18 protein-coding genes are annotated in these 26648 nt (G+C 50.0%); 7 read left to right on the plus strand and 11 right to left on the minus strand.

What is annotated here, in order from left to right:
• Positions 1-13: 13 nt before the first annotated feature.
• The 6 genes from GWG06_RS18465 to GWG06_RS18490 all read right to left on the minus strand — a co-directional run bounded on the left by GWG06_RS18465 (position 14) and on the right by GWG06_RS18490 (position 8569).
• The gene (locus tag GWG06_RS18465) at positions 14-586 is read right to left on the minus strand and encodes a M15 family metallopeptidase (protein WP_160715013.1); all 573 of its coding nucleotides are present in this window, start codon (positions 584-586) and stop codon (positions 14-16) included.
• 139 nt (positions 587-725) lie between these two features.
• On the minus strand, positions 726-3335 hold the full coding sequence (gene ppsA / locus GWG06_RS18470) for a phosphoenolpyruvate synthase (RefSeq protein ID WP_160715015.1): 2610 nt from the start codon (positions 3333-3335) through the stop codon (positions 726-728).
• 502 nt (positions 3336-3837) lie between these two features.
• On the minus strand, positions 3838-5082 hold the full coding sequence (locus GWG06_RS18475) for an alpha/beta hydrolase family protein (protein ID WP_160715017.1): 1245 nt from the start codon (positions 5080-5082) through the stop codon (positions 3838-3840).
• Positions 5083-5425: 343 nt separating this feature from the next.
• Positions 5426-6505: a calcium:cation antiporter gene (locus GWG06_RS18480; RefSeq protein WP_160715019.1), complete on the minus strand. Its 1080-nt coding sequence runs from the start codon at positions 6503-6505 to the stop codon at positions 5426-5428.
• A gap of 183 nt (positions 6506-6688) precedes the next feature.
• Positions 6689-7588, minus strand: coding sequence for an aromatic alcohol reductase (locus tag GWG06_RS18485; RefSeq protein ID WP_160715021.1), 900 nt, complete (start codon positions 7586-7588; stop codon positions 6689-6691).
• An 84-nt stretch (positions 7589-7672) separates the two neighbouring features.
• The gene (locus GWG06_RS18490) at positions 7673-8569 is read right to left on the minus strand and encodes a helix-turn-helix transcriptional regulator (RefSeq protein ID WP_160715023.1); all 897 of its coding nucleotides are present in this window, start codon (positions 8567-8569) and stop codon (positions 7673-7675) included.
• Between the two features lie 215 nt (positions 8570-8784).
• On the opposite strand from GWG06_RS18490, the gene GWG06_RS18495 reads away from it, so the two are divergent.
• From GWG06_RS18495 to GWG06_RS18525, 7 genes are all read left to right on the plus strand, one after another.
• A complete protein-coding gene (locus tag GWG06_RS18495) occupies positions 8785-9234 on the plus strand; it encodes an SRPBCC family protein (protein ID WP_160715025.1) in 450 nt (149 codons plus the stop codon).
• Positions 9235-9574: 340 nt separating this feature from the next.
• Positions 9575-10132 carry an RNA polymerase sigma factor gene (locus GWG06_RS18500; RefSeq protein ID WP_160715027.1) on the plus strand — a complete coding sequence of 186 codons (558 nt, stop codon included), beginning with the start codon at positions 9575-9577 and terminating at the stop codon, positions 10130-10132.
• Between the two features lie 82 nt (positions 10133-10214).
• Positions 10215-11381: a FecR family protein gene (locus tag GWG06_RS18505; RefSeq protein WP_160715029.1), complete on the plus strand. Its 1167-nt coding sequence runs from the start codon at positions 10215-10217 to the stop codon at positions 11379-11381.
• A gap of 184 nt (positions 11382-11565) precedes the next feature.
• A complete protein-coding gene (locus GWG06_RS18510; protein WP_235938414.1) occupies positions 11566-15216 on the plus strand; it encodes a SusC/RagA family TonB-linked outer membrane protein in 3651 nt (1216 codons plus the stop codon).
• 10 nt (positions 15217-15226) lie between these two features.
• Positions 15227-16732, plus strand: coding sequence for a RagB/SusD family nutrient uptake outer membrane protein (locus GWG06_RS18515; protein ID WP_235938416.1), 1506 nt, complete (start codon positions 15227-15229; stop codon positions 16730-16732).
• Between the two features lie 26 nt (positions 16733-16758).
• Complete coding sequence (locus GWG06_RS18520) at positions 16759-17643, plus strand: substrate import-associated zinc metallohydrolase lipoprotein (RefSeq protein WP_158631499.1); 885 nt, start codon at positions 16759-16761, stop codon at positions 17641-17643.
• Between the two features lie 20 nt (positions 17644-17663).
• Positions 17664-18584 carry a DUF4302 domain-containing protein gene (locus GWG06_RS18525; protein ID WP_160715031.1) on the plus strand — a complete coding sequence of 307 codons (921 nt, stop codon included), beginning with the start codon at positions 17664-17666 and terminating at the stop codon, positions 18582-18584.
• A 158-nt stretch (positions 18585-18742) separates the two neighbouring features.
• Here GWG06_RS18525 and GWG06_RS18530 read toward each other — a convergent pair whose 3' ends face one another.
• The 5 genes from GWG06_RS18530 to GWG06_RS18550 all read right to left on the minus strand — a co-directional run bounded on the left by GWG06_RS18530 (position 18743) and on the right by GWG06_RS18550 (position 26529).
• Complete coding sequence (locus tag GWG06_RS18530; protein ID WP_160715033.1) at positions 18743-19804, minus strand: alkaline phosphatase; 1062 nt, start codon at positions 19802-19804, stop codon at positions 18743-18745.
• Between the two features lie 36 nt (positions 19805-19840).
• Positions 19841-21340 (minus strand): RagB/SusD family nutrient uptake outer membrane protein, encoded by a 1500-nt coding sequence (locus GWG06_RS18535; RefSeq protein ID WP_160715035.1) that lies wholly within the window; start codon positions 21338-21340, stop codon positions 19841-19843.
• Between the two features lie 20 nt (positions 21341-21360).
• Positions 21361-24690: a TonB-dependent receptor gene (locus GWG06_RS18540; RefSeq protein WP_160715037.1), complete on the minus strand. Its 3330-nt coding sequence runs from the start codon at positions 24688-24690 to the stop codon at positions 21361-21363.
• Positions 24691-24861: 171 nt separating this feature from the next.
• Positions 24862-25836: a FecR family protein gene (locus GWG06_RS18545; RefSeq protein WP_160715038.1), complete on the minus strand. Its 975-nt coding sequence runs from the start codon at positions 25834-25836 to the stop codon at positions 24862-24864.
• Positions 25837-25917: 81 nt separating this feature from the next.
• Positions 25918-26529, minus strand: coding sequence for an RNA polymerase sigma-70 factor (locus GWG06_RS18550; RefSeq protein WP_127039859.1), 612 nt, complete (start codon positions 26527-26529; stop codon positions 25918-25920).
• Positions 26530-26648: the final 119 nt, after the last annotated feature.

A 26648-nucleotide genomic window follows, 5' to 3' on the forward strand; every position in this document is an offset into this window, starting at 1 on the left:
CGCTGTTACTGGATCAGAGCAGCTGGCCGTCATAATGTTCCAGCTGATGCCGGAAGCTAAGCTCCATCTGCCGGTCTATATCCTGTAAGGAATAGATGGTTGCGGGGCTGGAGATATTCCGGAGCTGTACATGCATCGCGTCTGTAAAACCGGACCAGTACAGTCCGCAATCCAGTCCGAGCCGTTTTGCTTCTTCTCCGTAAATCTGATAGCCGTTCACGTTATTAATCAGTACCGTAGCATCCCATATGGGCCGGCTACCGGCCATCCATACGCAATCCAATGCTTCTCCCCACTGGTGCCATGAAAGTCCGGGTATAGCATTGGTGGCATGCGGGCCCTCCTGCGGGTTCACCTGTTCCAGGCATTCGGCCAGGAAGGGTGCGCCTGCGGACCGCAGACCGGTTATTTCAGCGGTTATTTCCTCCGCATTCCTGGAACGTTTCCAGTAAGCAGCCTGTATAAGCGGGTCGCGCAGCCCTTCCGTCGGGCGCATGACAACACCGCGCTGCGAACAACGCATCAGCAATACGGAGGCTTTGATCCGGAATTCAGGTATAAGCCGGGATAAGTGACTGTCAGGCATATTTCAGGTTATTAACAATGAGGGATTACACACAGGCATACACTATCTGTAATTTAAAAAAAAGACGGCAATAATCAAAGCTGCTGACCGGTGTATCCGGCGGCGCGTGCAGCAAGGCCGCCGGATACATATCTGTTGCCTACAGCAGCTCAATATATCCTTCCGTGCCATGTACACGGATCTGTTGTCCGTCTTTTATGAGGCGGGTCGCATTTTCGACGCAAACGACTGCAGGCAGGCCATACTCGCGCGCTATAACAGCGCCGTGGGTCATTATACCGCCTACTTCGGTGACCAGCCCTTTGATGGTGACAAACAAGGGCGTCCAGCTGGGATCCGTAAAAGTGGTGACCAGTATATCCCCTTCTTCGAGGTCGGCATCTTCCATGTTCAGGATCACCCGTGCCCGGCCTTCTACCATACCGGATGATACCGGCAATCCGGCGATGGCATCTGCAGGAAGGTTTTCACGTTTATACGCTCCCGTTATAATTTCACCATCAGATGTGATGAGGCGGGGTGGCGTCAGTTTTTCATAAACGGTATATTCTTCCTTCCGGCGGCGAATCAGCTGCTCATCAGCCTTCCCCGTACGCACAGCTTCGCGGAATTCTTCAAAGGTAAGATAGAAGACATCAGCAGTATCCTGTATAGCCCGCAGCTGCACAAGCTGCGCCGCCTCTTTCAGCAAAGCCTGTTTGTAGATGAGGTAACGGCTCACGATGGCATACTTGGGGTATTCCCGGTAACCGGCGTAATTCCGGAGCAGGCTGATATTTTCCTTTATTTCCTTTATTTTCTCTCCGGCATCCGGAAGATGCAGCAGTTGCTCCGTCAGCTCCGCTTCTTTTTTCCGGGCTGCCTGCCGCCCTTCTTCAAATTTCTGCTTACCTGCGCCCGGCGCTGCATTCCGCAGGTTACCGAGGATCATGGGTACCAGTGTAAATGGCTTTTCGCTCCAGCGGGGCCTGGATATGTCTATCTCTCCGGCACAACGCATACCATACCTGCTGAGATAATTGTCTATAGCCTCACGTACCTGTTGCCCGCCGGCAAACTGCGGCAGTGCTTCCAGGAAGTTATCGTCTGTTACCTGTTGCAGGTAAGCTATAATACCGGGATAAGGGCGGATCAGATCTGCCAGTGCCAGCAGGTCCAGCCCCATTTCCGAGGTAATATTACCGGATACAGACAGGGAAAGGATATCTGCCACATTCTTTTCCCCCAGCCATTCATAGATCCTTTCATTAATCCGGAAGGCGGCATTGATGGCGGCCATAATCATGCCCATGTTATGTGGATGCTGCATGATCGTCTTCAGTTCCTGTATATCTGCTATGATGAAATCGAACAGTTCCGGTCCTGATTTTGTAAGGATATGCTTTTTCAGCGCTGTTGCCGATTCCTCGAAACGCTGTATCATGGCGGAGGCGATCGCGGGGTCATTACCAAGGGGTGCTGGCGCGGGTGGCGCTTCCTTACATTTATCTGCCGGCTGCACTTCCGTTTCTTGCGGCAATTGCGGGATAAAATGTTCCCGTGCCATGATTGTCTTCAATGCATCGTTGATCAGCGGATCGGATTTCCCCAGTGTATTCATCAGTCTTTCCCGGCCTGCCGGTGAGGATAGAAAATGTGTTATATCTACAAACAATCTGCCGCCGGCCTTACGTATAGGCGCTGGCGTGATAAGCTGGTAAAAGGAGAGCCCCAGCGGCTTAATGGGGTCTGTCATCATCTGCTGATGTCCTACGGAAACGTATACACGATTTTCCCGGTCATCTGCTTCCGGGATGGGAAATAAGGTAGTTATGGGCCGGCTCTGGACAATATAAAATCCATCTTCCGCCAGGCACCATTCTATGTCCTGCGGCTGTCCGAAATGAGTCGCTATTATCCGGCCGGTATGCGCCAGCAACAAAACCTGTTCATCTGTCAACACCTGTCTGTGTTGCTTTTCAGGCTCAACTGCGGCCTCCTCTGTACCGCCGTCCGTCAGCGCATAGGTGGCCAGTTTCTTGACTGCAATGTGCTTATCAATAATTGTTCCGTCGCTGACCTTATATACGTCCGGGTTCACCAGACCAGCTACCAGAGCCTCTCCCAGCCCGAATCCGGCATCAATTGAAACTACTTTTCTGCTGGCAGTAACAGGATCGGCGGTGAACATAATACCTGCCGACTGCGGAAATACCATCCGCTGTACAACCACTGCCAGCAGCACTTTGCGGTGACCGAAGCCGTTCCGGATCCTGTAGGTGACAGCCCTGGCTGTAAACAGGGAAGCCCAGCACCTGCTGATATGCCGGAGTATCGCTGCCTCGCCGGTAATATTCAGGTAAGTATCCTGTTGTCCGGCAAACGACGCTGCCGGCAAATCTTCCGCCGTAGCGCTGGACCTTACCGCATATGCGCCGCCGGCTCCCAGCCGGGACAGCTGCCTGCTGATCTCTTCCGCTATACCGGCAGGAATGGTGATTCCTTCGATGATACTGCGGATCTGCGCACTGAGGTGGCTGATCTCCGCCTGGTTATCCGCCTTCAGCAGGGATAACCCGTCCATCAATGCTCCCACGGCAGGCGCTGCAGCTATTACGCTTTCAAATGCTGCTGTTGAAACAATGAATCCTTCCGGTACACGGATGCCGGCTATCTTTGTCAGTTCTCCCAGGTTGGCGCCTTTACCGCCGGCAAGTGCCGTTTGGGTGTAGTCTGTTTCCCGGAAATCAAATACAAACGAATCCGTCATATTAGCTGTGTTTTGTTTTTCTCCCGATTTGTAGTAACAGCGCTGTCATTCACAGGTAACGGGGTACGCCGGGCGGCGCTCCGCTACTGTTCTCTTCTTTCCTGATGATGATATGAGTAGTGAATTCACTGATAAAAACCAGCACTGCAGGGTCAAAAGTATCTAATCGTTCCCTGTCAAAAAATCATTTCGTACTATTTTTTTTCTGCGCAATAAACGAGGTAAGCAAAGCGTTTACCTTACAACCAGGCACGGGTACAGCACTGCAAAAAATCTGTCCCGCACAGCTGCCCGGATTCTGCCATTTTCTTCTCCGGCATCTTTGAAAAATTTCATTCAACCCTTACCTCTGGGGCATACACATTTGAACATTACCATAAGGTAGAAACCGCTTATGGCATTTTCTGAGAAAAAAATGTACCGGGCCCTGAAACCCCTGCTGACAGCTGGTTCCAGAACCCGGATTTATCTGTTCATTCAGAACAGGATGGTGATAGCTGAATTAATGAATGTGTTTATCTATCCAGTTAAAAATACGTGTATAGCAGATGGCCAATGCGCCTGGCTGGCAATGCAGGTATCCGGTATCTTCTTCTGTGAAGAGCAGAAAATCTTTCGGGCAGATAAGCGCATCGTACAGTTTCTTCGCCTGTCCTCTGGAGAATTCTTCCCCGGTACCGTCTACCACCAGTGTGCGGCAGCTGATATTTTTAACGGTGCTTTCGATACTGTACTGCTGCAGTTTCAATAGCAGCTCCGAAGGCCGGCTGGCGCCGTGTTTCCACAGCTCGTCAGTGATACCCCATCTCACAAAAGCATTTTCTTCCATGTATGCTTTCAGCTGCTCATCAAAAAGATCATAATTACCTGCATGGAATATGGGCATCAGCTGTGGTATCAGTAAATCCAGCGACGAATAAATGCTTTCTGTCCAGCTCAACACACCGGGGTTAGCCACGCACAGTTTAATCCTTTTTTCGGCGGTTACAGCTCTGGGGGCCAGAAACCCGCCCATGCTGAAGCCCATCAGCACGCTCTTTTTAATATCTACTCCTTTGTAGTGTTCCAGGAAATTCACTACCGGCGTCACCACATTTTCCCAGTCGGGCCGGAACGGAATGTCTTGCAGGCGGATAACTTTACCCTGTCCGGGGCCCTCAAAGAGGAGGCAATGGTAACCACGTTTAACGGCATATTCGGCAATCCATAAATTATCTTCCGCCCAGGCATCTCTGCCCGGATGAAAAATAATTACCGGTGCTTTATGCGGATGTTTGCCTGCTGCCCGCAGGAAATAGCCAGGCAGATGTGTATTCATATAAGGAATAGATACCGCCTCATAAGGCACGGAGAGCAGCGTGAGTGCCGTCTGGTAATTTTTCACCACCTTCCCGGCCAGCTGCTTTACCAGCGCATTGGCAGGATCGGGGTAGCGGTGCAGCGCAGCGCGGTAGTAGGTAGATGCCCGCAGATAAGACGCTCCCGCCGTAAGCCGGTGATGTTCTTTCAGGCAATCATCGCCCAGGGCACTTATCCTGTCGGCTGTTTTCGTCCATTCATCAGACCAGCTGTATTCATTACGCTCATCAATACGGGAGGCGGTATCAAAGCATTCGCCGATATCGGACAACTGCTGCCAGGTACTTCCCAGATAAAAAAGAAATACGCTTTCCAGTACCTGGTCATTAAAGAGTCCTAACGGGTACCAGGATTTTTTTGGGTTCAGATCAACAATTTTATTTTCCATAAGAAATATTTGTACTGGCATGGCATAGCATGGCCGGTTATATAGCATACCAGCTGAGGGTTATAACTAAATAAGTCTGATTATTTTTTGCTTAATGCATAGGCTTTATACCCGGATCCTTCACAGGTACAAATATGATATTCTTTACAGCCTGCAGGAAGAAATAACTGATGAAACGGAGAGAATAGAGGTTGAGCTGGGAATTACGAATTACGAATTGCGAATTACGAATGTAGAAGCGAAGATTAAAACGGAGATTAATAGAGATGTTTAATAGGTATCACCTTTAATCTTCACTTTAATCTTCGCTTCTACATTCGTAATTCGCAATTCGTAATTCCTCCTAGGGTATTATGCTCGTAAAAAGATACGTCGCAAACACCATCAGCAGTACAATGCCGTACAATACATTTGTTCTGCCGGTTACCAGCGAGAGCATCACAATAAATATGGAGAGGAGCAGTAATACGGTGGATGCGGTGCTTATTCCCAGCAGTACGGTGGAACCGGTGAACATGGAATATGCTGCAACGGCGGGGATGGTAAGTCCGGTACTTGCCAGGGCGGAACCGAGGGCCAGGTTCATGCTGGTCTGCAAGCGGTTTTTCCTTGCGGCCTGCACGGCGGCAATGCCTTCCGGCAGGAGTATAATCATGGCGATGATAACGCCTACCAGTGATTGCGGCGCGCCTATTTTTTCAACGCCTGATTCTATAACGGGCGAGAGTGATTTGGCCAGTAATACGACTGCGCCCAGGCAGGCCAGCAGCAGCAGGAGACTCAATAGCGCCGTTTTGCCGGATGGCGGTTCCGCATGGTGGTCTTCATTGCTTTCTCCGGCTGGCAGGAAATAATCGCGGTGACGTACAGATTGCACAAATACAAAGGCGACATAGATAACGATACATATCACTGCCACAAATGCCAGCTGCGCCTTGTTATATTCAGGGCCGCTGATGCTGGTGGTAAAGTTGGGAAGTACAAGGGTCAGTACCAGGATAGAAATAAGCGCTACCAGCGCAGAAGTGGCAGAATGCCGCGTGATCGTCTGCTCATGGTACTTCAGTGCACCCATTAATATACTGAGCCCTATCAGCCCGTTCAGGATAATCATATTGGCCGCAAGGATGGTATCCCTGGCCAGCGTGAGGCTTTGCTCCCCTCCTGCCGACATCAGCGAAACAATCAGCGACAGCTCAATGATGGTAACCGCCAGCGCCAGTATCAGCGTACCGAAGGGTTCCCCCACCTTGTGGGCTATTATCTCTGCCAGATGCACGGAAGCCATCACCGCTGCAATCAGCACTACGGACAGCAAAACAACAGATAATATACCGGTATCAGCAGAGATCAGGGCTATTGACAGCCAGGCCAGCACGGGCGTGGCAATAAGCCATACAGGAATTGACAATCTTAGCTTCATAAGTCTAAATATAAACTTTCTCACGGCTTTTTGAGCGTGCCGGGGAAGGAATTTATTTATTTCCGGCATAAATAATAGTACTGACTCCTGCCTGTCTGCTGCCACAACTATAAAACAGCGGGTATGCCGGCCTGTTAAAAATTGCCGGCATACCCGCTGTTTTACAAATTATAAAAACGATGATTACAGGATATTTCGTGTGGCCCATTCCGTTATATTCATCGTCGGGATACGGTTCCTTTCATTGAAGGTATCTGCCAGCGGCCATGTTACTCCGGGATTGGTAAACACCAGCCGGTAACGGAGCAGCTGGTCTTCAGGATGCTGCTGCAGCGCTCTTTCCAGGTCGGAGACACGCCACAGCACACGCTCAAATTTTGTCTGGAAGAGGTGTTCCATTTTATCCGCGATTTCAGTAAATGTTACGGTATCACCGGCAACAAATACCACCTGATCCAGTATCTGCGGCGTATGAAATAAAACAGCCACTGTGAGGGCGGCAATATCCTCACAGGATGTCAGCGTGAGCGAATGTTCCCAGCTGCCCAGCGCATGTACTATTCTGCGCGACAGACTGATGACCCCGAAATCTTCCCGGAACAGGAAACTGGTAATCATACCGGTTGAAACAATAATCCAGCGGGTATTGCTTTGCTTTCTCAGCAGATCCCGTACATCCAGTTGCTCATCGAAGGTGGGCTGGGCGCTTCCGCGGCCTATCCGGTCATAATCTACCCCAAACTGCCAGGGGATATACCTTTTTACACCGGCCGCCAGTACGGCTTCGGTTATTTTCACCTGTATCCCCGCTCCTGCAGAGAATCCGCTGCAGCAGATCACCGTATCATACTTACTGAAAATGGCTGCCAGGGTATCGTGACTGTCTTCCTGCAGGTCTGCTCCTGCTATAATAACGTCCTTAAACGCCGGATGCCGGCTGACTTCATCTTCTCCCAACCGCGATGACTGCACCAGTACACCGATGCTGAAATTTTTTGCGTGATCCTGCCGGTAATCGTACAGGCTGCGTAACATAGCCATGCCTACTTCTCCGGTTCCGATAATTAAAAATGACTGATCCATTTTACCTTGTTTTTTGTACGGACAAAGGTAAAGTGCCGGACAGGCGCCGGTGTTGCAAAAAAACGGTGAATAATTGCGAATAAACTATGCCGTACGGTATTCCTGCGGGGTGCAGCCGGCATGTTTCCTGTAAAAGTTCTGAAAATGGGCCGTTTCCCGGAAACTTAAACACCAGGCAATTTCCTTGATACTCCAGGACGTATGCCGCAGTAATACGTTAGCCTCCTGCAGCAGGCGGCCGTGTAACAGCGCTATGGTCGTTTTACCGGTACTTTTACGCAGCGTTTTATTCAGTCTGTCAACGGGCGTGCTCAGCAGCTGTGCAAACTGTGCCGGCGTTTTATACGCCAGCGGATGCCTGGGGCTGATATGGCTGAATGCCTGTTCCAGGTGGTTGAAAAACAGGGTGGTGAGCGGGTCATGCTGTGCCGGCCGGCCGGCGGCGGAAGAGGTTTCCAGCTTCTGTGTAAAATGGATAATGTCCAGCACCCGGTTCCGGATAAGCTCTTCCTTAAACTGATAGGATGCGGCGTACTCCGTTTCCAGTTCCCGGAATATTTTCCTTAAAGCATCATAGTTTTCCGTGGTCAGCGGCTGTACATACATATCATGTCCCTGGAAGACCGGCCAGCTGCCGGTAGCCATTTTACCTGATCCCCGGAGAAAGTCATCACTAAAAACACAATATTCTCCGGTGAAATGTATGTCCGCTGTTTTAAAGCGGCTCTGTGTCATCGGGTTAATAAACACAATGGTTTTGCCGGATACCCGGATCTGCTCCTCATTGGAATAATAGACGGCATCACCGCTTAGCAGGGCAATTTTGTAAAAAGGCTTACGTTGCAGCCGGTCGCACGCAGAAAGATCTTCCTTCAATTGATTCCAGGAAAATACATCAAAGTACCCGAGGAAATTGTTCTTCTCCTCCGGTCTTTGATCCAGATATTGTTGATAGAAAGTAGATATACTGTTATCCTGCATTCGCACAGCCTGTTTAGACAAGCAAAATTAAGCATTTATCTGCAGACGCACTTCCGTCGCAAATAACCCTGTAATTGTCAGATACAGCCCCCATCAGGATCTGATTTTCTTATCATCTTTGTCAAAACAGTAAGCCAAACGATCAGTGGAGCAGTAACCACTTTAAAAACGGGCGCCACCGAAAAGCCAGACGAGTAGGAACAAAAATATCTCTTATGTCAGACAATAGTGTTTCACTCCACAGGGTACTTAAAACATCTCCGGAAAAAGTATACCGCGCGTTTACCGAACCTGCGGCCATCGCTTCCTGGCTGCCTCCTTACGGATTTCTCTGCACTGTTCATGAAATGGATGTCAGACCCGGGGGCATTCACAAAATGTCATTTCAGAATTTCACTACCGGCTACCGCCATTCATTTGGCGGCGCCTACCTGGAACTCCTGCCTGCAGAATTTATCAAATACACCGATCAGTTTGATGATCCTAATATGCCGGGCGAAATGACGACTACCGTTCAACTACGGCAAACCATTGCCGGCACCGAAATAAAAATTACGCAGGAAGGCATTCCTGCCGGTATCCCCGCAGAAATGTGCTACCTGGGCTGGCAGGAATCACTGGAAAAGCTGGCGAAGCTGGTGGAACCGGAGATACCTGATGCGTGATTTGAAATAATTGCGAATTACGAATTGCGAATTACGAATGTAGAAGCGAAGATTAAAACGTAGATTAAAGGAGATAAGTATTAGGTATCACCTTAAATCTACGTTTTAATCTTCGCTTCTACATTCGTAATTCGCAATTCGTAATTCGCAATTATTTCAAATCACGCATTCCCATTCCCCATCTGTTAACAGGTGTTAATGAAAGTTAACCGGCGTTAATAATTGTTAAAAAAACAAACATCCCCGCAGTAGCCCTTACTTTTAACTAAAAACAAATTGCCGGATTATCAAAAAGTTATTATTTTAACATCATAATCTGTCAAATACTAAATATTGCCTATTGGAGCAGGTCCCATTACATAATGAGCACGCGCTGTTGTTATCTATAGCCGACGGAGATGAGTATGCATTTACTGCCGTTTACCTCCATTACCATAAATTTATTTATGAGGCAGCAATGGTGTACCTGCAGGATCAGGCGCAGGCGGGGGAAGTAGTGCAGGAGGTGTTCTACCGTATCTGGGAAAAGCGGATTGCGCTGCCGGAAATAAAAAATCTGCGCGACTACCTTTTTATCATTGCCCGTAATCTCATCTTCGACTTTCTCCGTAAAAAAGCTGCCGAAGCCAATGCGGTAGCTGCCATACAGATGTTGCAGCCATCGGCTGTCAATAACACCGACCACCTGGTGGAAGAACGGCTCTATAATCAGCTGCTGCGGTCGGCGGTAGCCTGCCTGCCCCCTCAGCGGAAACGCATATACCAGCTCGCCAAGGAAGAAGGGCAGAGTTATGCAGAAATAGCCTCCAGTATGGAGATCTCCGCTTTCACTGTTAAAAACCAGATGGTAAAGGCCCTTCGTTTTATCAGATCCTATATACAGGAACGCGCAAAATAATTTTTTTTCCGCCCGATAGTCCTCCCCCTTTTTTCATTCGTCTTTAATCAGACAACCAGCCGGAAGTATCAAGCCAAAGTCTATGTCAGAACAGGAATTTCTTTATTTATTACATGCCTACAAACAACATCAGCTGGATGAAGCAGACAGGCAGCGGTTTATGCAGCTGGTCAGAGACGGCCGCTACAATCAGCACCTGCAGGACGATCTGCTGCATACGTTGCAAAACAGCCAGGGGAAAGCATCCGGATGGGGGCAGCACGAACAGCAGGCCGTAATGGACAGGCTGCTGCAACGCGTACGGCAGGATAACGCTACACCTGTTAAACCGCGTTATATCCTGTGGAAATATGCCGCCGCCGCGGTGGTAACCGGTCTGTTGCTCACGGCAGGTATCACCTGGTTCGTAACTTCTCCGGACAAAACATCCCGCCTGGCAGACAACCAGACGACGGCACATGCGGCACTGCCAGCCGAAGCGCCCACCTTAACATTGAGCGACGGCAGCGTGGTGACGCTGGACAGCAGTGCCCACATACATCTGGGGCAACAGGGAGGCTCCAGTATTCAGAACAGAAACGGAGAACTGTTTTATGAACAACAGCAGCCGGCTTCCGCTACCGCCATGAATATACTCACCGTACCCAAAGGACGGCACTACCAGCTTACTTTAGCCGATGGCACCCGCGTATGGCTGAATGCCGGATCATCGCTGGAATTTCCGGCATCTTTCCAGGGAAACTCCCGTCAGGTAATGCTGACCGGAGAAGCCTACTTTGAAGCCGCAGCCAATCCACATCAACCCTTCCGGGTTAAAGCCGGCAACATGACGGTAGATGTGCTGGGCACACGATTCAATATCATGGCTTACAAAGATGAAGAGATAATCCGTACCACCCTGCTGGACGGCGCCGTAAGAGTAGGCCATCAGCAGCAGAGCTTTGTACTGAAACCGGGAGAACAGGCGGTCATGAACCAGGACAACCGCTTATCCGTAAATGCCGTGAATGCGGAAGAAGAAATTGCCTGGAAAGACGGCATATTCCTTTTCTCTGACGAAGATATTACCGCCGTTATGCGACAGCTGGCACGCTGGTATAATATAGAAATAAGTTATGAAGGAGCAGTGGACAAAAAATTTTCCGGAAAACTGTACCGTAGTTACACCCTTGAACAGACGCTGTCCGTGATGAATGCCACAGGACTGCAATGCAAGGTAAAAGGAAACATCGTGACAGTCAGCAACTGAATACCTGTAGAGCACTATAACGCTGCCAGTCAGCCAATCAACTAAACCAATGATAAAAGAGTAAAAGAGGAGCCGGTATGACCTAAAGTAAACCGGAGATGTTCGCGCATCTCCGGTAATGTCCGGGTTATGCCTGTCATCCATGTACGCAGATTTAAGGAACTAACCTAAACAAAACAAATGTATGCATTTTAAACCAAATGGTATGCCCCCGCGGCGTATGGGGAGTGTATTGACCAAAATTTACCTGGTAATGAGAATAGTTACCTTTCTGCTATTTGCCGGTTGTATGCAGTTGAGCGCTGTAGCCCGGTCACAACAGATTTCTCTCTCCGCAAGTAAGATACCACTTGGGAAAGCGCTGGCTGAAATATCCCGGCAATCAGGATTCCTGCTTTTGTTCAGCGGAAAAAACAGTGAGATGCCAGGACTGTATAACAAGATAGACCTCTCCCTGCAGAACGCTTCTCTCAAAGACGCACTGGACGAGACGTTGAAAGGGCAGCCCCTTTCCTATAAAGTGGTGGAGAAAAATATCATCATCCAGAAGGCGGCGGCCATACCCGCTCCCGCAGATACCAGCATCACTGTAACCGGCACTGTAACGGACGAAAGAGGACAGCCTATGCCCGGTGTCACGATCAGGGCTATACGAAGTAAAAAAAACGCCGTCACCAATGCTAACGGCACCTACACCATCGGCGCCGATCCGGACGATAAGCTGATCTTCACCTTCATCGGATACGCCGCTGCTGAAAAAGAGGTGAAGAACAGCCATACGCTGAACATCCGCATGACACCCGGTACCAAAGGGCTGAATGAAGTAGTAGTGACAGGATTTCAGCAGATAGAAAAAAATAAATTCTCCGGCGCTGCCGTAAAGCTGAAAGCTGACGACATCAAAATGGACGGCGCCACAGATATCAGCCGTATGCTGGAAGGCCGCGCTGCCGGCGTTTCTGTGCAAAATGTTTCCGGCACCTTCGGGTCCGCTCCCAAACTGCGTATCAGGGGCGCCACCTCACTCACCGGCGCTAACAAACCTTTATGGGTGGTAGATGGCGTGGTACTGGAAGATGTGATAGACGTATCGAACGACCAGCTGTCCAGCGGAGATCCCGCTACCCTCCTGGCATCTTCCGTAGCCGGGCTGAATATGAACGACGTGGAAGACATCTATATCCTGAAAGATGCGGCGGCCACCTCCCTGTACGGCGCCAGAGCCATGAACGGCGTGGTGGTGATTACCACCAAAAAAGGCCGTGCCGGGAAAATGCAGACCAACTACACCGGTAACTTCAGCTCGCAGCTCCGCCCCAGCTACAGTAATTTCAACATCATGAACTCAGCGGAGCAGATGTCTGTCTTATCCGAATTATACAGGAAAGGCATGCTCAACATCAACGATGTAGCCAATGCGCCGGACAGAGGAGTATTTGGCAAAATGTACAACATGCTGCAGCAGGTAGATGCTGCCACCGGTAAATTTGCGCTTGAAAACACGCCGGAGGCCAGGGCTGCCTTCCTGCAACGATATGCACAGGCCAATACAGACTGGTTCCGGTATCTCTTCCGCAACTCTTTCATCCAGGAACATACCATCAGCCTGTCCGGCGGTTCCGATAAATTCCAGAGTTACTTCTCCGCCGGCTTCTATAATGATAACGGCTGGACCATCGCCGATCAGGTGAAGCGATTCACCTTCAACTCACAGAACAACTATCAGTTCTCCAAAAGATTCTCCGCGGGACTGATAGCCACCGGATCTGTCAGACAGCAGCAGGCGCCCGGTACCGTTAACCGCACACAGGACTCCTACTTCGGTAAGATGAGCCGTGATTTTGATATCAACCCGTACAATTATGCCATGAATACCAACCGTACCATCACGCCCTATGATGAGTATGGCAACCTGGAATATTTCACGCAGAATTATGCCTCCTTCAATATCATCAATGAACTGCAGCAAAATAAGCTGAAGCTGGGCGTCATAGATGTTAAGCTGCAGGCAAACGCTACATGGAGAATTACGGATCACCTGCGGTACGACTTTATCGGCGCGCTGAGATATGCGCAGACTACGCAGGAAGACATGGTTAACGAGCAATCCAACAAAGCGCAGGCATACCGCGCAGATTATAATGCCACCATTGCCAACGCCAACCGTTTTCTCTACCGGGACCCGGACTTCCCCAATGCCCTGCCCCGTGTAGTGCTGCCCTCCGGCGGCTTCTACAACCGTACCGAAAATGCGCTGACCAACTATAACTTCAGAAACAGCCTGAATTATTCCCGGAGCTTCGGCAAACATGATCTGAATGTACTGCTGGGCCAGGAAATAAAATATGCCAACCGGCAAAATGCTTTCAACTACGGATATGGCTACCAGTATGAGTATGGCGGCGTACCGCTGACAGACTACCGGATTATCAAACAAAATATTGAAGCGAACCTGCCCTACTACGGCATGTCCAACAACTACGACCGCTTCGCGGCCTTCTTCAGCAAAGCAGACTATACCTATGACAAACGCCTGAATTTCGGGGTGGCGCTGCGTTACGACGGGTCCAACCAGCTGGGCCAATCCCGCACCGCCAGGTGGCTGCCTACCTGGAGCTTCAGCGGCGCCTGGAACATAGACCAGGAAGCATTTCTGAAAGGCGCCCGCCATCTCAGCTACCTCAAACTCCGGGGAAGCTATGGCCTGAACGCCAGCATGGGCGCAGCTACCAACTCTTCCATCGTCCTGAAAAATGCCAGCACCATCAGGGCCGTAGCCTCAGATATTGAACCCGGCATTTATATCCAGGACCTCGAAAATGCTGACCTTACCTGGGAAAAGCAATACGTTGGCAATATCGGCGTGGATGCAGGCTTATTCGACAACCGGCTCACCGTAACGGCAGATGTCTACAATAAAAACGGATTCGATCTGATTGCTGATATCAAAACTTCCGGGATAGGCGGACAAACCTATAAAACAGTCAACTATGCCGATATGAAATCCCATGGAGTAGAGCTGACAATAGGCGGAGAACCCGTACGGCAGCCGGACTGGGGATGGAAAGTGAACTTTACGGCAGGCTACAATAAAAACAAAATCACCAACGCCAGAAACACCCCCATCATCTTCGACCAGGTAAAAGCTGAAGGCGGCAACAAACAGGGATATCCTGTCAGCAGCCTGTTCTCCCTGGATTTCCGAGGACTGGATCCGCTCAACGGCATCCCCCTGTTTGTCAACGAAAAAGGCGATGTCAGCAGGGATGTGAACATGCAGGATATAGAAACCAGGTACCTGAAGTATGAAGGGCCGGTAGATCCCACCTTTACCGGCGGGCTTTCCAACACCTTCCGTTATAAAGGACTTTCCCTGAATGTGTTACTGACCTATCAGGCAGGCAATAAAATCAGGCTGTCGCCGGTCTTCAAGCCTACCTATTCTGATCTGAATGCACTGCCCAGAGAATTTGCCGACAGATGGACATTACCGGGAGATGAACAACGTACTGACATTCCCTCCCTGCTCGATGCGCTGACGAATTACCGGATGGGCGGAGCTTATCCTTACAATAACTACAACTACTCTTCCGCAAGGATTGCCGACGGCGGATTTATACGGTTGAAATACATCGCGCTGACTTACCAGCTTCCTCCTTACCTGCTGAAGGCGGCCGGATTGACCAATGTATCCCTCACCGCTTCCGGCTCCAACCTGTGGCTGCTCTATGCAGACAAAAAACTGAAAGGACAGGATCCTGAATTCTTCAACGCCGGCGGGGTGGCGCAGCCGCTGCAACGGCAGGTGGTTATCTCCTTAAAAGTAGGCTTATAAACATACAGATATGAAAAAACAAATTGCTGCTATATATCATTGTACCGATCGTATACTGCCGGTCATCTTCCTGCTGCTCGGCGCTTCACTCCTGCCGGGATGTAAAAAATACCTGGAGCAGGTGCCTGATAACCGCACCCAGCTTGACAGCCCGGAAAAAGTAGCGCAGTTGCTCACTTCCGCGTACCCTGACCGGGATTATTACACCTTCACGGAAACAATGTCCGACAATTCGCAGGACCGGAAAATGGCTGCCAGCCAGTATGTCGGCGATGTGCGGATCAATGAGCATCCATTCCGTTATACAGATTTCGATACTGACATCAGAGGCTCCGTCGGCGCATACTGGCAGAGTTGCTACCAGGCTATTGCCGCAGCCAACCAGGCACTGGAAGCATGCGATAAGCATTCGGGTAACAAAGCCTATCTGCCCTACAAGGGAGAAGCGCTGATGGCCCGCGCCTATGCACATTTCATGCTGGTAAGCCTGTTTGCCAAATCCTATGATGCCGCCACCGCCGCCGGCGATCCGGGTATCCCCTATGTAAAGGAACCCGAAAAAACACTCTATAAAAACTATGAGCGGAAATCGGTCGCCTATGTGTATGAAATGATTGATAAAGATATCAGCGAAGCCTTGCCGCTGCTGAATGACAACGCCTACAAAGTACCGGCCTTTCATTTCACCAGGGTGGCCGCACATGCCTTTGCCGCACGCTTCTATCTCTTTCAAAAACAGTACGACAAAGTGATTACACATGTCAGCCAGGCATTCCCCGGTACTACTATCAGCGCTGCGCTCAGGCCGCTCAACACCGTATATAAAGCCTACACGTCTGACCAGTTCCAGAATTACTACACCAGCTCGTCACAAAAAACCAACCTGTTACTGGCTACCAACTTGTCCGTATGGTCAAGAGGCCAGACAGATTACCAGTACGGTTTTAACCAGGCGCTCGCACAACAGCTGCTTTACAGCAATAATGTTACCGGCGGCTACTGGACCTACGGTGATCTTACCTATTACTGGGGGCCAGCACCGGACAGGCGAAGCGCTAAAAAGCTGATTGAAAAATTTATCTACACCAGTGCTGATGTAGGCAACCCCTATGTTTTTGCACCACTGCTGACAGCCGAAGAAGCCTTATTCAACCGCGCAGAGGCCAATATACAAAGCGGAAAATACGATGCCGCACTCACAGACCTGAACGCATTTATCAGCACCCGCATCAATAATTATGATGCAGGTACCAATGCCCTGACTACCGCCAAAGTTACCTCCTATTACAAGACAGCGGACACCAGGCAGGCGCTCATCAATGCGCTGCTGGACATCAAACGGGTGGAGTTTATACAGGAAGGAATGCGCTGGTTCGACATACTCCGTCACCGGCTGACTGTAACGCATACTAACGCTGACGGCTCTCCGATTATTCTGACAACAGACGACAGGCGGAAAGTAATACAGATCCCGCAGTCAGCGCAGGCGGCAGGCATTGCAGCCAATCCGCGTTAATGATTTCATTCTTAAAATCAGACCACATGAACAAACTGAAAATATTGCTCCTGCTGATGCTGATCACCATTCAGCCGGCCTGTAACAAAAAGGATAACCTGAATGTGCCGCTGAACGGGCTGGGCGGAGATACCTGGGTGAAAAGCCCGATAGACAAATGGCTCTATGACTCCCTTACCGTTCCGCTGAACATTGAGGTAAAATACAAATGGGATCAGTCTGAATTTGATATGGCCTATACGCTGGTGCCGCCTGCCGAAGCCATGGTGATACCTACCGCACAGGCTGTATTACGCATGTGGATAGAGCCTTACAACAAAGAAGCAGGTACCGAACTGTTCATGAAACAGTATGCATCCAAAGTTCTGGTACTTTCCGGTAGTCCGGCTGTAAACAGCGATGGTTCTTCCGTTCAGGGCCTCGCAGAAGGCGGGCTGAAAATCCTGCTGTTCTCCATCAACTCCTTTAATCAGAAAGATTCTGCCGGGGTTTATGATATGGCGCATCTGCTGCATCATGAGTTTACGCATATCCTCAATCAGCAGAAAGCGTATCCCATCACCTACAAGAGCGTTACTCCGGATGGCTATACCGGCGGCTGGACAGTAGCCAAGGAGAATCCGCTTTCCCTCGGTTATATTTCCAATTATGCCAGAAAAGAACCCGGAGAAGATATCGCAGAAATGGTATCCTGGATGATGGTGCTGGGGAAGGCAGGGTATGAAGACAGGCTTACCCGCTTCCTCGCATCCGCCACACAGGTTAACCGTGCCCAATATACCGATGGTGTAAATAAGCTCAGACAAAAGGAAGCGCTGATTGTGCAGTACTTCAGGGATTCCTACAACCTTGACTTCTACAGCCTGCAATCCCGCGTACAGGCGGCTCTCAAGGCTATTATCCGGAAATAACAACTATAAACAGCAACCACATGAAAAATTCCATCTTATACATACTGCTGCTGGCAATAGCCTGGAGCGCCTGCAACAAAGGAGCCGACGACAGGGTGTTTCCTGAGCCGGCAGACGAAAGACTCAACAGTAAAATGGCAGATTATCAGTCCTTGTTAACAGCTGCCCCCAACGGGTGGAAAATGACCGTCATTCCTGCAGATACTTCGCAGCCATATATATTTTATCTGTGGATGAAATTCTCTGCGCAAAACCGGGTTACTTCCAACATGGATACACTGCCGGCACAGGAAAGCAGTTACCGCCTGAAAGCCATGATGCAGCCGGAGCTGATCTTCGACACCTACAGCTACCTCCACCGCCTGTCGGACGCCACTCCTTCACCCGGCATCAGCGGCGCGGTAAGAGGAAAGGGACTGATGGCAGATTTTGAATACGAGATCAGGTATGTATCTCCAGACAGTATTGTCCTGTATGGTAAATACAATAAGAGTTACGCCAGACTGATAAAAGCAGCACCCGGCGATTCAGCGGGATTCACCCGCAATCTATTCCGGCAGAATAATTACCTGAGCGGCGCCTATACCAGTTCCGGCAACAGGAAACTTTACACCGGTGCGCTGAAAGACAGTATCCTGGGAAGTACCGCTAACCTGTCCGGTATCAAGCAGATAATGCCTGTATACCCCGGCACCTATGCCGTTGATTATGCGGACCTGGGTGGCTCCGGCTGGAAGTATCTTATCACTTTTGATCCTGTCACCAAAGCAATTACCAGTGTGAAGCCCGATAACATATTCGCAGGAGGCATTCTGGCCGGCTCCTTTCAGGTGCTGCGTGTCAGTTATGATGATGCTAAAAAGCAGCTCTATCTGAAAACTATTTATGTAAACACTGCCGGCTCCGGCAGGATTACAGAGGAAACACTGACAAAAAATTAGATCTCTCTGGTTGTTCTGTAACCCCGATTATGGATTATGGATTATGATGTGAGCATGATTGTCGATAGCACTCCACTTTACATGTCGCATTCTTCAGAAAAAAAAAGGGGCAATTCCTTGCCCCTTCTCTTTTTTACGGTAACGTTATGTGCAGTTCATCAGAATTTTAATGCCTGCATAAATTTCCGGAAGATGGTATTGTTGTGATAAATGCCCATAAATGCTTCTGCTCCGGGGCCGTAGGCAAACACCGGCACCATCACACCGGTATGGTCATCTGTAGAAAATTTGCCGCTGATTTTACCGGTTTTCAGATCTCCTTCCGCAATGGTCAGTCCGCCGGTTTCATGGTCGGCCGTAACAATCACCAGCGTTTCGCCGTCCTTGTCTGCGAAGTCCAGCGCCGCTTTGATAGCTTTGTCAAAATCGATCACTTCTTCCGTAACATACTGCAGATCGTTGGCATGACCGCCATCATCTATTTTGGAGCCTTCCACTACGAGGAAAAAGCCTTTCCTGTTCTGCCGCAGCAGCTGAAGAGCCGCATTGGTGGTACGTGCCAGCTGATCGCCTCTTCCGGCTACCCGTTCTTCTTTCACCAGTCCTATCAGTTTCCCCTGTTTCACCTGAACGATATCATCGGTAGTATGCTTTATCTGGTAACCTTTCCCGCTGAATTCTGTCAGGAGATTACGCCCGTCTTTCCGCTGGTCGAAATGTTCGCGGCCTGCGCCTATCAGCACATCCACTTCTGATTTTATGTAGTCTGCGGCTATTTCAGCCTGCATGTCACGGGTTTTCTGATGGGCGGCGAAAGTGGCGGGTGTGGCATCTGTGATATCAGTGGTTACCACGATACCGGTAGATAATCCATGCTGCTTGGCAATTTCCAGTATGGTAGGCTGCGGGTTCCCTGCGCTGTCTACCCCGATAGCGCCGTTATAGGTCTTCTGCCCGATAGAAAAGGCGGTAGCCCCTGCAGCCGATTCTGTCATGTAGTCGCTGGCAGAATTGGTCCTGGAAAAACCGATGCAGCGGAAGCGTTCCAGGTTCAGCGAACCTTTGTTGGCGGTCAGCCCTGCATAGATCTGCGTTGTACCCATACCGTCTCCCACCATAAAAATGATATTTTTAATTTTAGGAGCAGGCTGCTGTTTCGGTTGTGCATAGGCCATCAGCACCGGAAAGATGAGAGCTGCTGCAATAGCGTATCTTTTCATGTCGTTTTTTTACAGTATAATATACAACGTCTGTTTTTAAAGTCCGGGATTTTGTATTAATACCCCCTGGCTCAGGTTAATCTGTGACTGCGGGATAGGAAATACTTCATTCACACCTGCTTTAAAAGACGCCCCTTTGAGGCTGTTATACTTCTTCGCAAAATCGTTCAGTACTTTGGCGGCTCTGCCGGTGCGTACCAGGTCATAGAAGCGGAACACTTCCGTGGCATATTCCACGCGTTGCTCCTGCCAGATAGCCTGGCGCAGTGTTTCCTTATCCGTAGTGGCGATATCCGGCAGGATCCCTGCATTTCCTTCCCTGGCGCGGGCTCTCACCTGGTTCAGCACCCGGAGCGCTTCTGCGCCATGTCCGTTTTCATTGGCAGCTTCAGCATACCAGAGCAGGATATGTCCATAACGGAAAACGATCTGATCTTTACCGGAGCTTTTCGGCTGATCCGGCATTTCATTTTTCAGGATAAGATATTTCGTACAGAGGTAACCGGTAGCGCTGGTACCTGTGTTACCGATGGTACCATCCGGCAGTACATCACCGGTTTTGTACACCGTTGCTTTTTTGCGGGGATCGCCGGGCTCAAAGGCATCCACCAGGTCCTGGGTAGGGTTGTCATAGCACCAGCCGTAGGACAGGGGGCCGCGGGTTCTGCCATCTCCGTCGCCGGAACCTTCTTCATCATAGAAGCGGGCATCATACTGGAAGTTGATTTCAAAAATGGCTTCCACGCCGTATTCTCCGTCTATGGTGAAGTTGTGGTAATATATAGGATCCAGGCTGTACTGGCGGGAATCGATGATTTTTTTAGTCCATGTTTCCGTTTCCGTGAATTTCCCCTGCATCATGTATACCCTGGCCAAAAGGGCCTGTGCAGCGCCTTTGGTGGCACGGCCATAATCGGCTTTTTCCTGCGCACTCTTCTCCGGCAGTACGCCTTCTGCATCCAGCAGGTCGGCTTCTATCTGCCGGTATATCTCTGCTTTGGTGTTTCTGGGGATGTTATAATCTGTGAGTGTTTCTTTCAGCATCAATGGTACGCCGCCGAAGATCTGTACCAGGTTGAAGTAATAGTAGGCCCGGAGAAATTTACCTTCCGCCACATACACCTGTTTTGTTTTATCGTCCATACCTTTTACGGCAGGCGCTTTTTCAATAACGATGTTGGCGGCATGTATACCCTGGTACAAGGTAGACCAGGCGTTTTCATAGAAAGGATTGGTAGCGTTGGCGGTAAAAAATTCTACCTGGATCATGTCCGGATTATCGCCGCCGTTAGCCCTGGCATCATCAGAGCATACATCTCCGAACACCCATCTTACATAGCCGGGATAATTGGTACGGTAATTAGATTGCAGTGCCTTGTAAGCCGCTATCAGCCCTTGCCTGGCAGTAGCGGGCGTAGTAAAGAAGGTAGCGGTGGTCTGCCTGCCATGCGGTTCAATTTCCAGCAGTTTACTGCATCCGGAAAAAGCGCCGGCAGCGAGGAAGAGTATAGTTATGCCAATTCGTTTCATCATCATACGATCAAATATTTCTGGTATTAAAAGTTTACATTCAGGCCAACGGAAAGCGTGCGCGGACGCGGATAGTAAGCACGGTCGATACCCACATCCAGCGGATCGCCGTCGTTACCGTCGCGCATACCTACTTCCGGATCAAAGCCATCATATCTGGTGATGGTAAGCAGGTTCTCACCTCCGGCGTATACCCGTACTTTAGCAATGCCCCATCTCTTCAGTAATGACTGCGGAAGGGAATAGCCGAGTTGCAGGCTGTTCAGGCGGATAAAGCTGCCGTTCTGAATCCAGCGGTCAGAAGGTCGCATATTGTTATTGGGATCCAGGATAGTAACGCGGGGTTCCTTATTCGTAGATCCTTCGCCGGTCCATGACTGCTCTTTATCGGGCGCAAAGTAGTTGGAGATCCCGGATGAATTGGTATAGTGTTTCCAGCCGGTATAAATCTGGTTTCCACCGCGGCCGCTGAGGGTCATGTTCAGGTCGAACTGCTTATACCAGAAGGAAGCAGAAAGGCCATAGATACGGGTAGGCCATGGGCTGCCGATGTAGGTCTGGTCTTTGTCATCTATCACATGATCCCCGTTCAGGTCTTTATAGCGGATATCGCCGGGAGCCGCGCCGGGCTGCTTTGCTGCCTCGTCTACTTCCTTCTGATTCTGGAAGATGCCATCTGTCACATATCCGAAGAAACCGCCGATAGGATGGCCGGCCATTGTTTTGCTGACTCTTACGCCGCTGGTGATTTCACCTGCATAGAAGGCTGCACCTTCGTTCATCAGGCTGGTCACCTCGTTGCGGTTAATCGCGTAATTCACGGAGATATCATATCCGAAGGTTTTTTTACGGTTACTATGGATGCCCACCGTAAACTCAAAACCTTTGTTGACTACATTACCACCGTTTACATAAGGCGGTTCAGAAACGCCTACAGAAGCCAGGATGGGCAATCTCACCAGGACACCGGAAGTGGCGCGGTGATAATAATCAGCTCCCACGGTAATACGGTTATTGAACAAGGTAGCGTCGATACCCAGATCTGTTTCTCTGGTGGCCTCCCATTTCAGGTTCATATTACCGATGCTGGAAGGCGTGGCGCCCAGCAGTACTTCCTGTTCTTTGCCACGGCCAAACGGATAAGGTATGTTTACTTTCAGGGTAGAAACGGTAGCGCTGGTAGACAGAGAGCCTTCATTACCCAGCGATCCCCAGCCGCCGCGCAGTTTGAGGTCGTTGATAAATTTCACGTCCCGGAGGAATGGCTCATTGGATAAGCGCCAGCCCAGCGAGAAAGACGGGAACGTACCGAAGCGGTTGTTGGCGCCGAACTTGGAAGATCCGTCGCGGCGTACATTCACCGTTGCGAGGTAGGTATTCCGGTAGCTGTAGTTCAGGCGGCCGAAGTAGGATAACATGCCCCATTCATCGCCGCCACCGCCGACTTTCATCCCTGTGGAGGCGAGGTCCAGGTATTGCAGCGAACCGGTGAGCCTGGCGTCGGCCGGCAGGTTTTGTCCGTAGGCCGTGATATACGAATCAAAGGAATGCTGCGCAGTAACGCCCAGCAACCCGTCGATATGATGCTTACCGAAGCTGCGGCTGTAGTTCAGGGTATTTTCCCAGGCCCAGTCAGTGCCGTTGGAGGCTTCTTCTTCCAGGCTGCTCACATCTTCCTTCTGTGAATTGCTGACAAAATACGCCGGGATATAGGAACGCTGACGGCCATTACCCACATTGATATTAAACTGTGATTTAAAGTTCAGTCCGGGTAAGAGGTCTGCCTGTGCATACAGTGATCCCATCAACTGCCAGCTTTTATTCAGGCGCTGGATATTTTCTACTGCCGCCACCGGATTGTAGGTATTGGCAAAAGGCGATACGCCATAGCTGCCGTCTGCATTCTTTACAGGCACGGTGGGCGACATCTGGATAGCTGTGCTGATGATACCTCTGGCATCACTGTCGTAATCGGAAATACTGTTACGCGTCGTAAAAGCGTAGTTCAGGTTCTCTCCGAATTTCAGCCAGCGTTTCAGCTGGTGAGTGCTGTTCAGGGATACGCCTGTTTTAGCGTAATCCGTTCCTATCACGGTTCCTTTCTGTTTCAGGTAGCTGGCGCTCATGCGGTATACGGAGCCTTCCTTACCACCGGAAAATGCCACCTCATATTTGCTGATAGGCGCTGTTCTGAAAATAGCATCCTGCCAGTCGGTACCCTCGCCATACCCATCCGGGTTATTGAAAACAGGCGCCAGGCCACCGGATACCAGGGCTGCGTTGTAATACTTCGCATAGGTATCTGCGTTGGTCAGCTTCAGTTTTTTATACACCTGCTGCATACCGGTAAACGTATGTACATCTATTTTCATCGCGCCGGCGCTGCCTTTCTTGGTTGTCACCAGCACTACGCCGTTAGCGCCACGGGAGCCGTAGATAGCAGCAGCAGAAGCACTCTTCAGGATCTCCACGGACTGAATATCTTCCGGATCGAGGTTGTTGATGTTACCAAACGGGTTACCATCCACTACATACAGCGGGTCGCTGTTGTTGATGGTGCCCACCCCGCGGATACGGATCATCATACCGGTACCGGGTGCGCCGGAGTTATTGGAAACGCTTAATCCGGCTACCTTTCCTACCAGCGCCTGATCCAGGCTACCCAATGTTCTGTTGTTGATCTGATCGCCCGCCACAGAGCCTACCGCGCCGGTGATATCCTTTTTCTCCTGGGTACCGTAGCCGACTACCAGCACTTCACTTAATGCGCTGGAAGCCTGTTTCATTACTACAGACAGCTCCCGGTGCTTTCCTTCTTCCACCACAACTTTCATGATCCGCTGCGGAGCGAAAGAGATAAAGCTCACCTCTACAGTATATACGCCAGGCTCCACCACCAGGCTGAAAGCGCCTTCGCCATCGCTGACGGTGCTTTTATTCAGTTCCGGAATACGGATGCTGGCGCCGGGGAGTACATCGCCCTTTTCGTCCGTAACCCTGCCCGTTATCTTACCCGGATTAATTTTTACGGGCTTCACCTCTTTTACGATAACGACCGTATGATTCATGATTTCATAGCGGTAACCGCTGTTCCGTAATAAACGGTGCAGGATATCGCTCAGCGCTACATTATTGAAGCTGCTTTCAGCGACCGCTTTTTCATGCAGCGCAGCCTTGTCGAATGCGAAGGATAATTTACTGGCAGCAGATAACTCTGAGATAGCAGCAGCCAGTGTTTTACCCTTCAGCTGAATCTGCAGCCGGATGTGGCTCAGATCCTGGGCTGTGCCGGCAGCGGCATGCAGGCAAAGCGTGCCGGCCACCATAATTCCCAGAAGAAGTACAGAAACTCTCATAAGATGTTTAATGGACCCCGAAAGGTTTTTTTTCATAATTTCGAATCGTTTAAATGGTGAAATACTGTTTAGATGCAACGGTATTCAAAGACCTTCCCGGGAACTGAATACCGCGCTGATTGTGACGGAAGTTGTTTCCAGCAGCTTCCGTTTTTTTATGCTGTCAGATGATTAATATATGCTGATAACCTGTTGTCTGATGTTGTATTGCGCCTGTGTAATACTGCATACAATGCGCATCACCTCTTCAATTTTACTGCTGCTGATAATGTTCATGGAAAAACGTACGTTCCTGATATCCGTCCGGCTGGTTTGCAGGCGATAGCCAAAATTGTGTTCCAGTACTGCCGCCAGCTCATCAAATGTAACACCGTCCAGGTGGATGTTTCCTTCCTTCCAGGCATTGGCCGTAACGCCATCTTTTGTTTCAATCTCATAGCTATGATCCGGCTTATGGTAGGTGAGCTGCTGATCCGGCAGTAAAGTACCGAGTGCATTGCCGCCCATGAGGACGCCTACTTTTCCTGTGGCCACATTGATACGGATGCTTCCCAGTTCAGGATAAGCCTTGATATTGAAGGAGGTGCCCAGCACCACAGTGCTGATCGTGTCTGTATGTACCATAAACGGCTGTTCCGCCTGTGTGGCCACCTGGAAGAACGCTTCTCCTTTCAGGAATACTTCGCGGGCGCGGCCTTTGAATCCGGAAGGATAGGTGAGCGTACTGCCGGCATTCAGCCATACCTCGCTCCCGTCGGTCAGAATGACCTTCAGCATTTTGCCGGCGGGTGAAACGCTGCTGAGTAATGTGGCGGCCGGTTGCGGCACACGTTGTTCCTGACGGAATAAATATGCTGCGCAGGCGAGTCCGAGTAATACCAGTACGGCAGCAGCCATCCGGAAAAATACCATTGTCTTCCGTTTATGTGCGGGGGCAGGCAGGTCCGGCATATCTGCTGTTATCCGGCTGTAGATACGGTTGCGCAGGCGTGTCCGCACCAGCTCTTCTTCCGCCTGACTGCCGAATACAGGAATAGTACGACTGTCGAAGGAAGCATACCAGGCATCCAGCCGGGCCGTTTCTTCGGATGTACATTTTCCCTGTACTTCTTTTTGCAGTAAATCAAGTAATTCGCGTTTGTTCACCTGTGGTCTTTATGAACATACTCGAACAACACAGAAGGATGTACCGGTATATTTCCAGGCTTAACATTAAGGTAACATTGATCAGTACCGGGTGAGCAGTGCTGCGGTCACTGCAAGTATTACATGAACACCGGCATCATTCGCCAGGTTATACTGGTGCAGGGCTTTGCGTATTCTTTTAATGGCCGCGCTGATCTGGTTCCGAACGGTCTGATGTGAGATAGAGAGTTCATGGGCAATTTCCTCATTGGAGAGCATGCGTTTCCTGCTCATCAGGAAAACAGTCTGCATCCGTTCGGGCATACTGCTGATTTCCTTTTCCAGCAGGCTTTCCAGTTCCTTATGCATCAGGTGTACGTCAGGATGCGTACTATAACGGGGAGCCGTAAACGTAGTATTTCTTTCAAAAGCTTCTTTCAATAAACTTTTCCTGTAGAAATCAATGATTCTTCCTTTCAGCGCTTTGTGCAGGTACGCCCGGATAGAACCTTCATTTTCTATCACGGACGGGTTTTTAAGCAGTGACAGGAATACTTCCTGCAGGATATCTTCTGCATCTTCAGCCGCAGACAAGCGTCTGCAGGCAGTTTCATACAGTTCTTTCCAGTACAGTTCATAGATTTCATCAAAATAAGGCCGGCTGTGCTGCCAGGTTGGTTCGCCGTTGCCTGTTCTGCTATCTGATCCGCGCATCCTGCTTGCAGTTAGTGTTTATAATGCAGCCGCAAAGCTCTGGTTTGATTGATAAAGTAGTAGCTGTTTACAATAATTTAATGTAGGGAGGGTGGAGTACAGACCGGAGGAAAAGCCAC

The sequence above is a fragment of the Chitinophaga solisilvae genome (genome assembly GCF_009928525.1).
In the GTDB taxonomy this organism is placed as follows: Bacteria; Bacteroidota; Bacteroidia; order Chitinophagales; family Chitinophagaceae; genus Chitinophaga; species Chitinophaga solisilvae.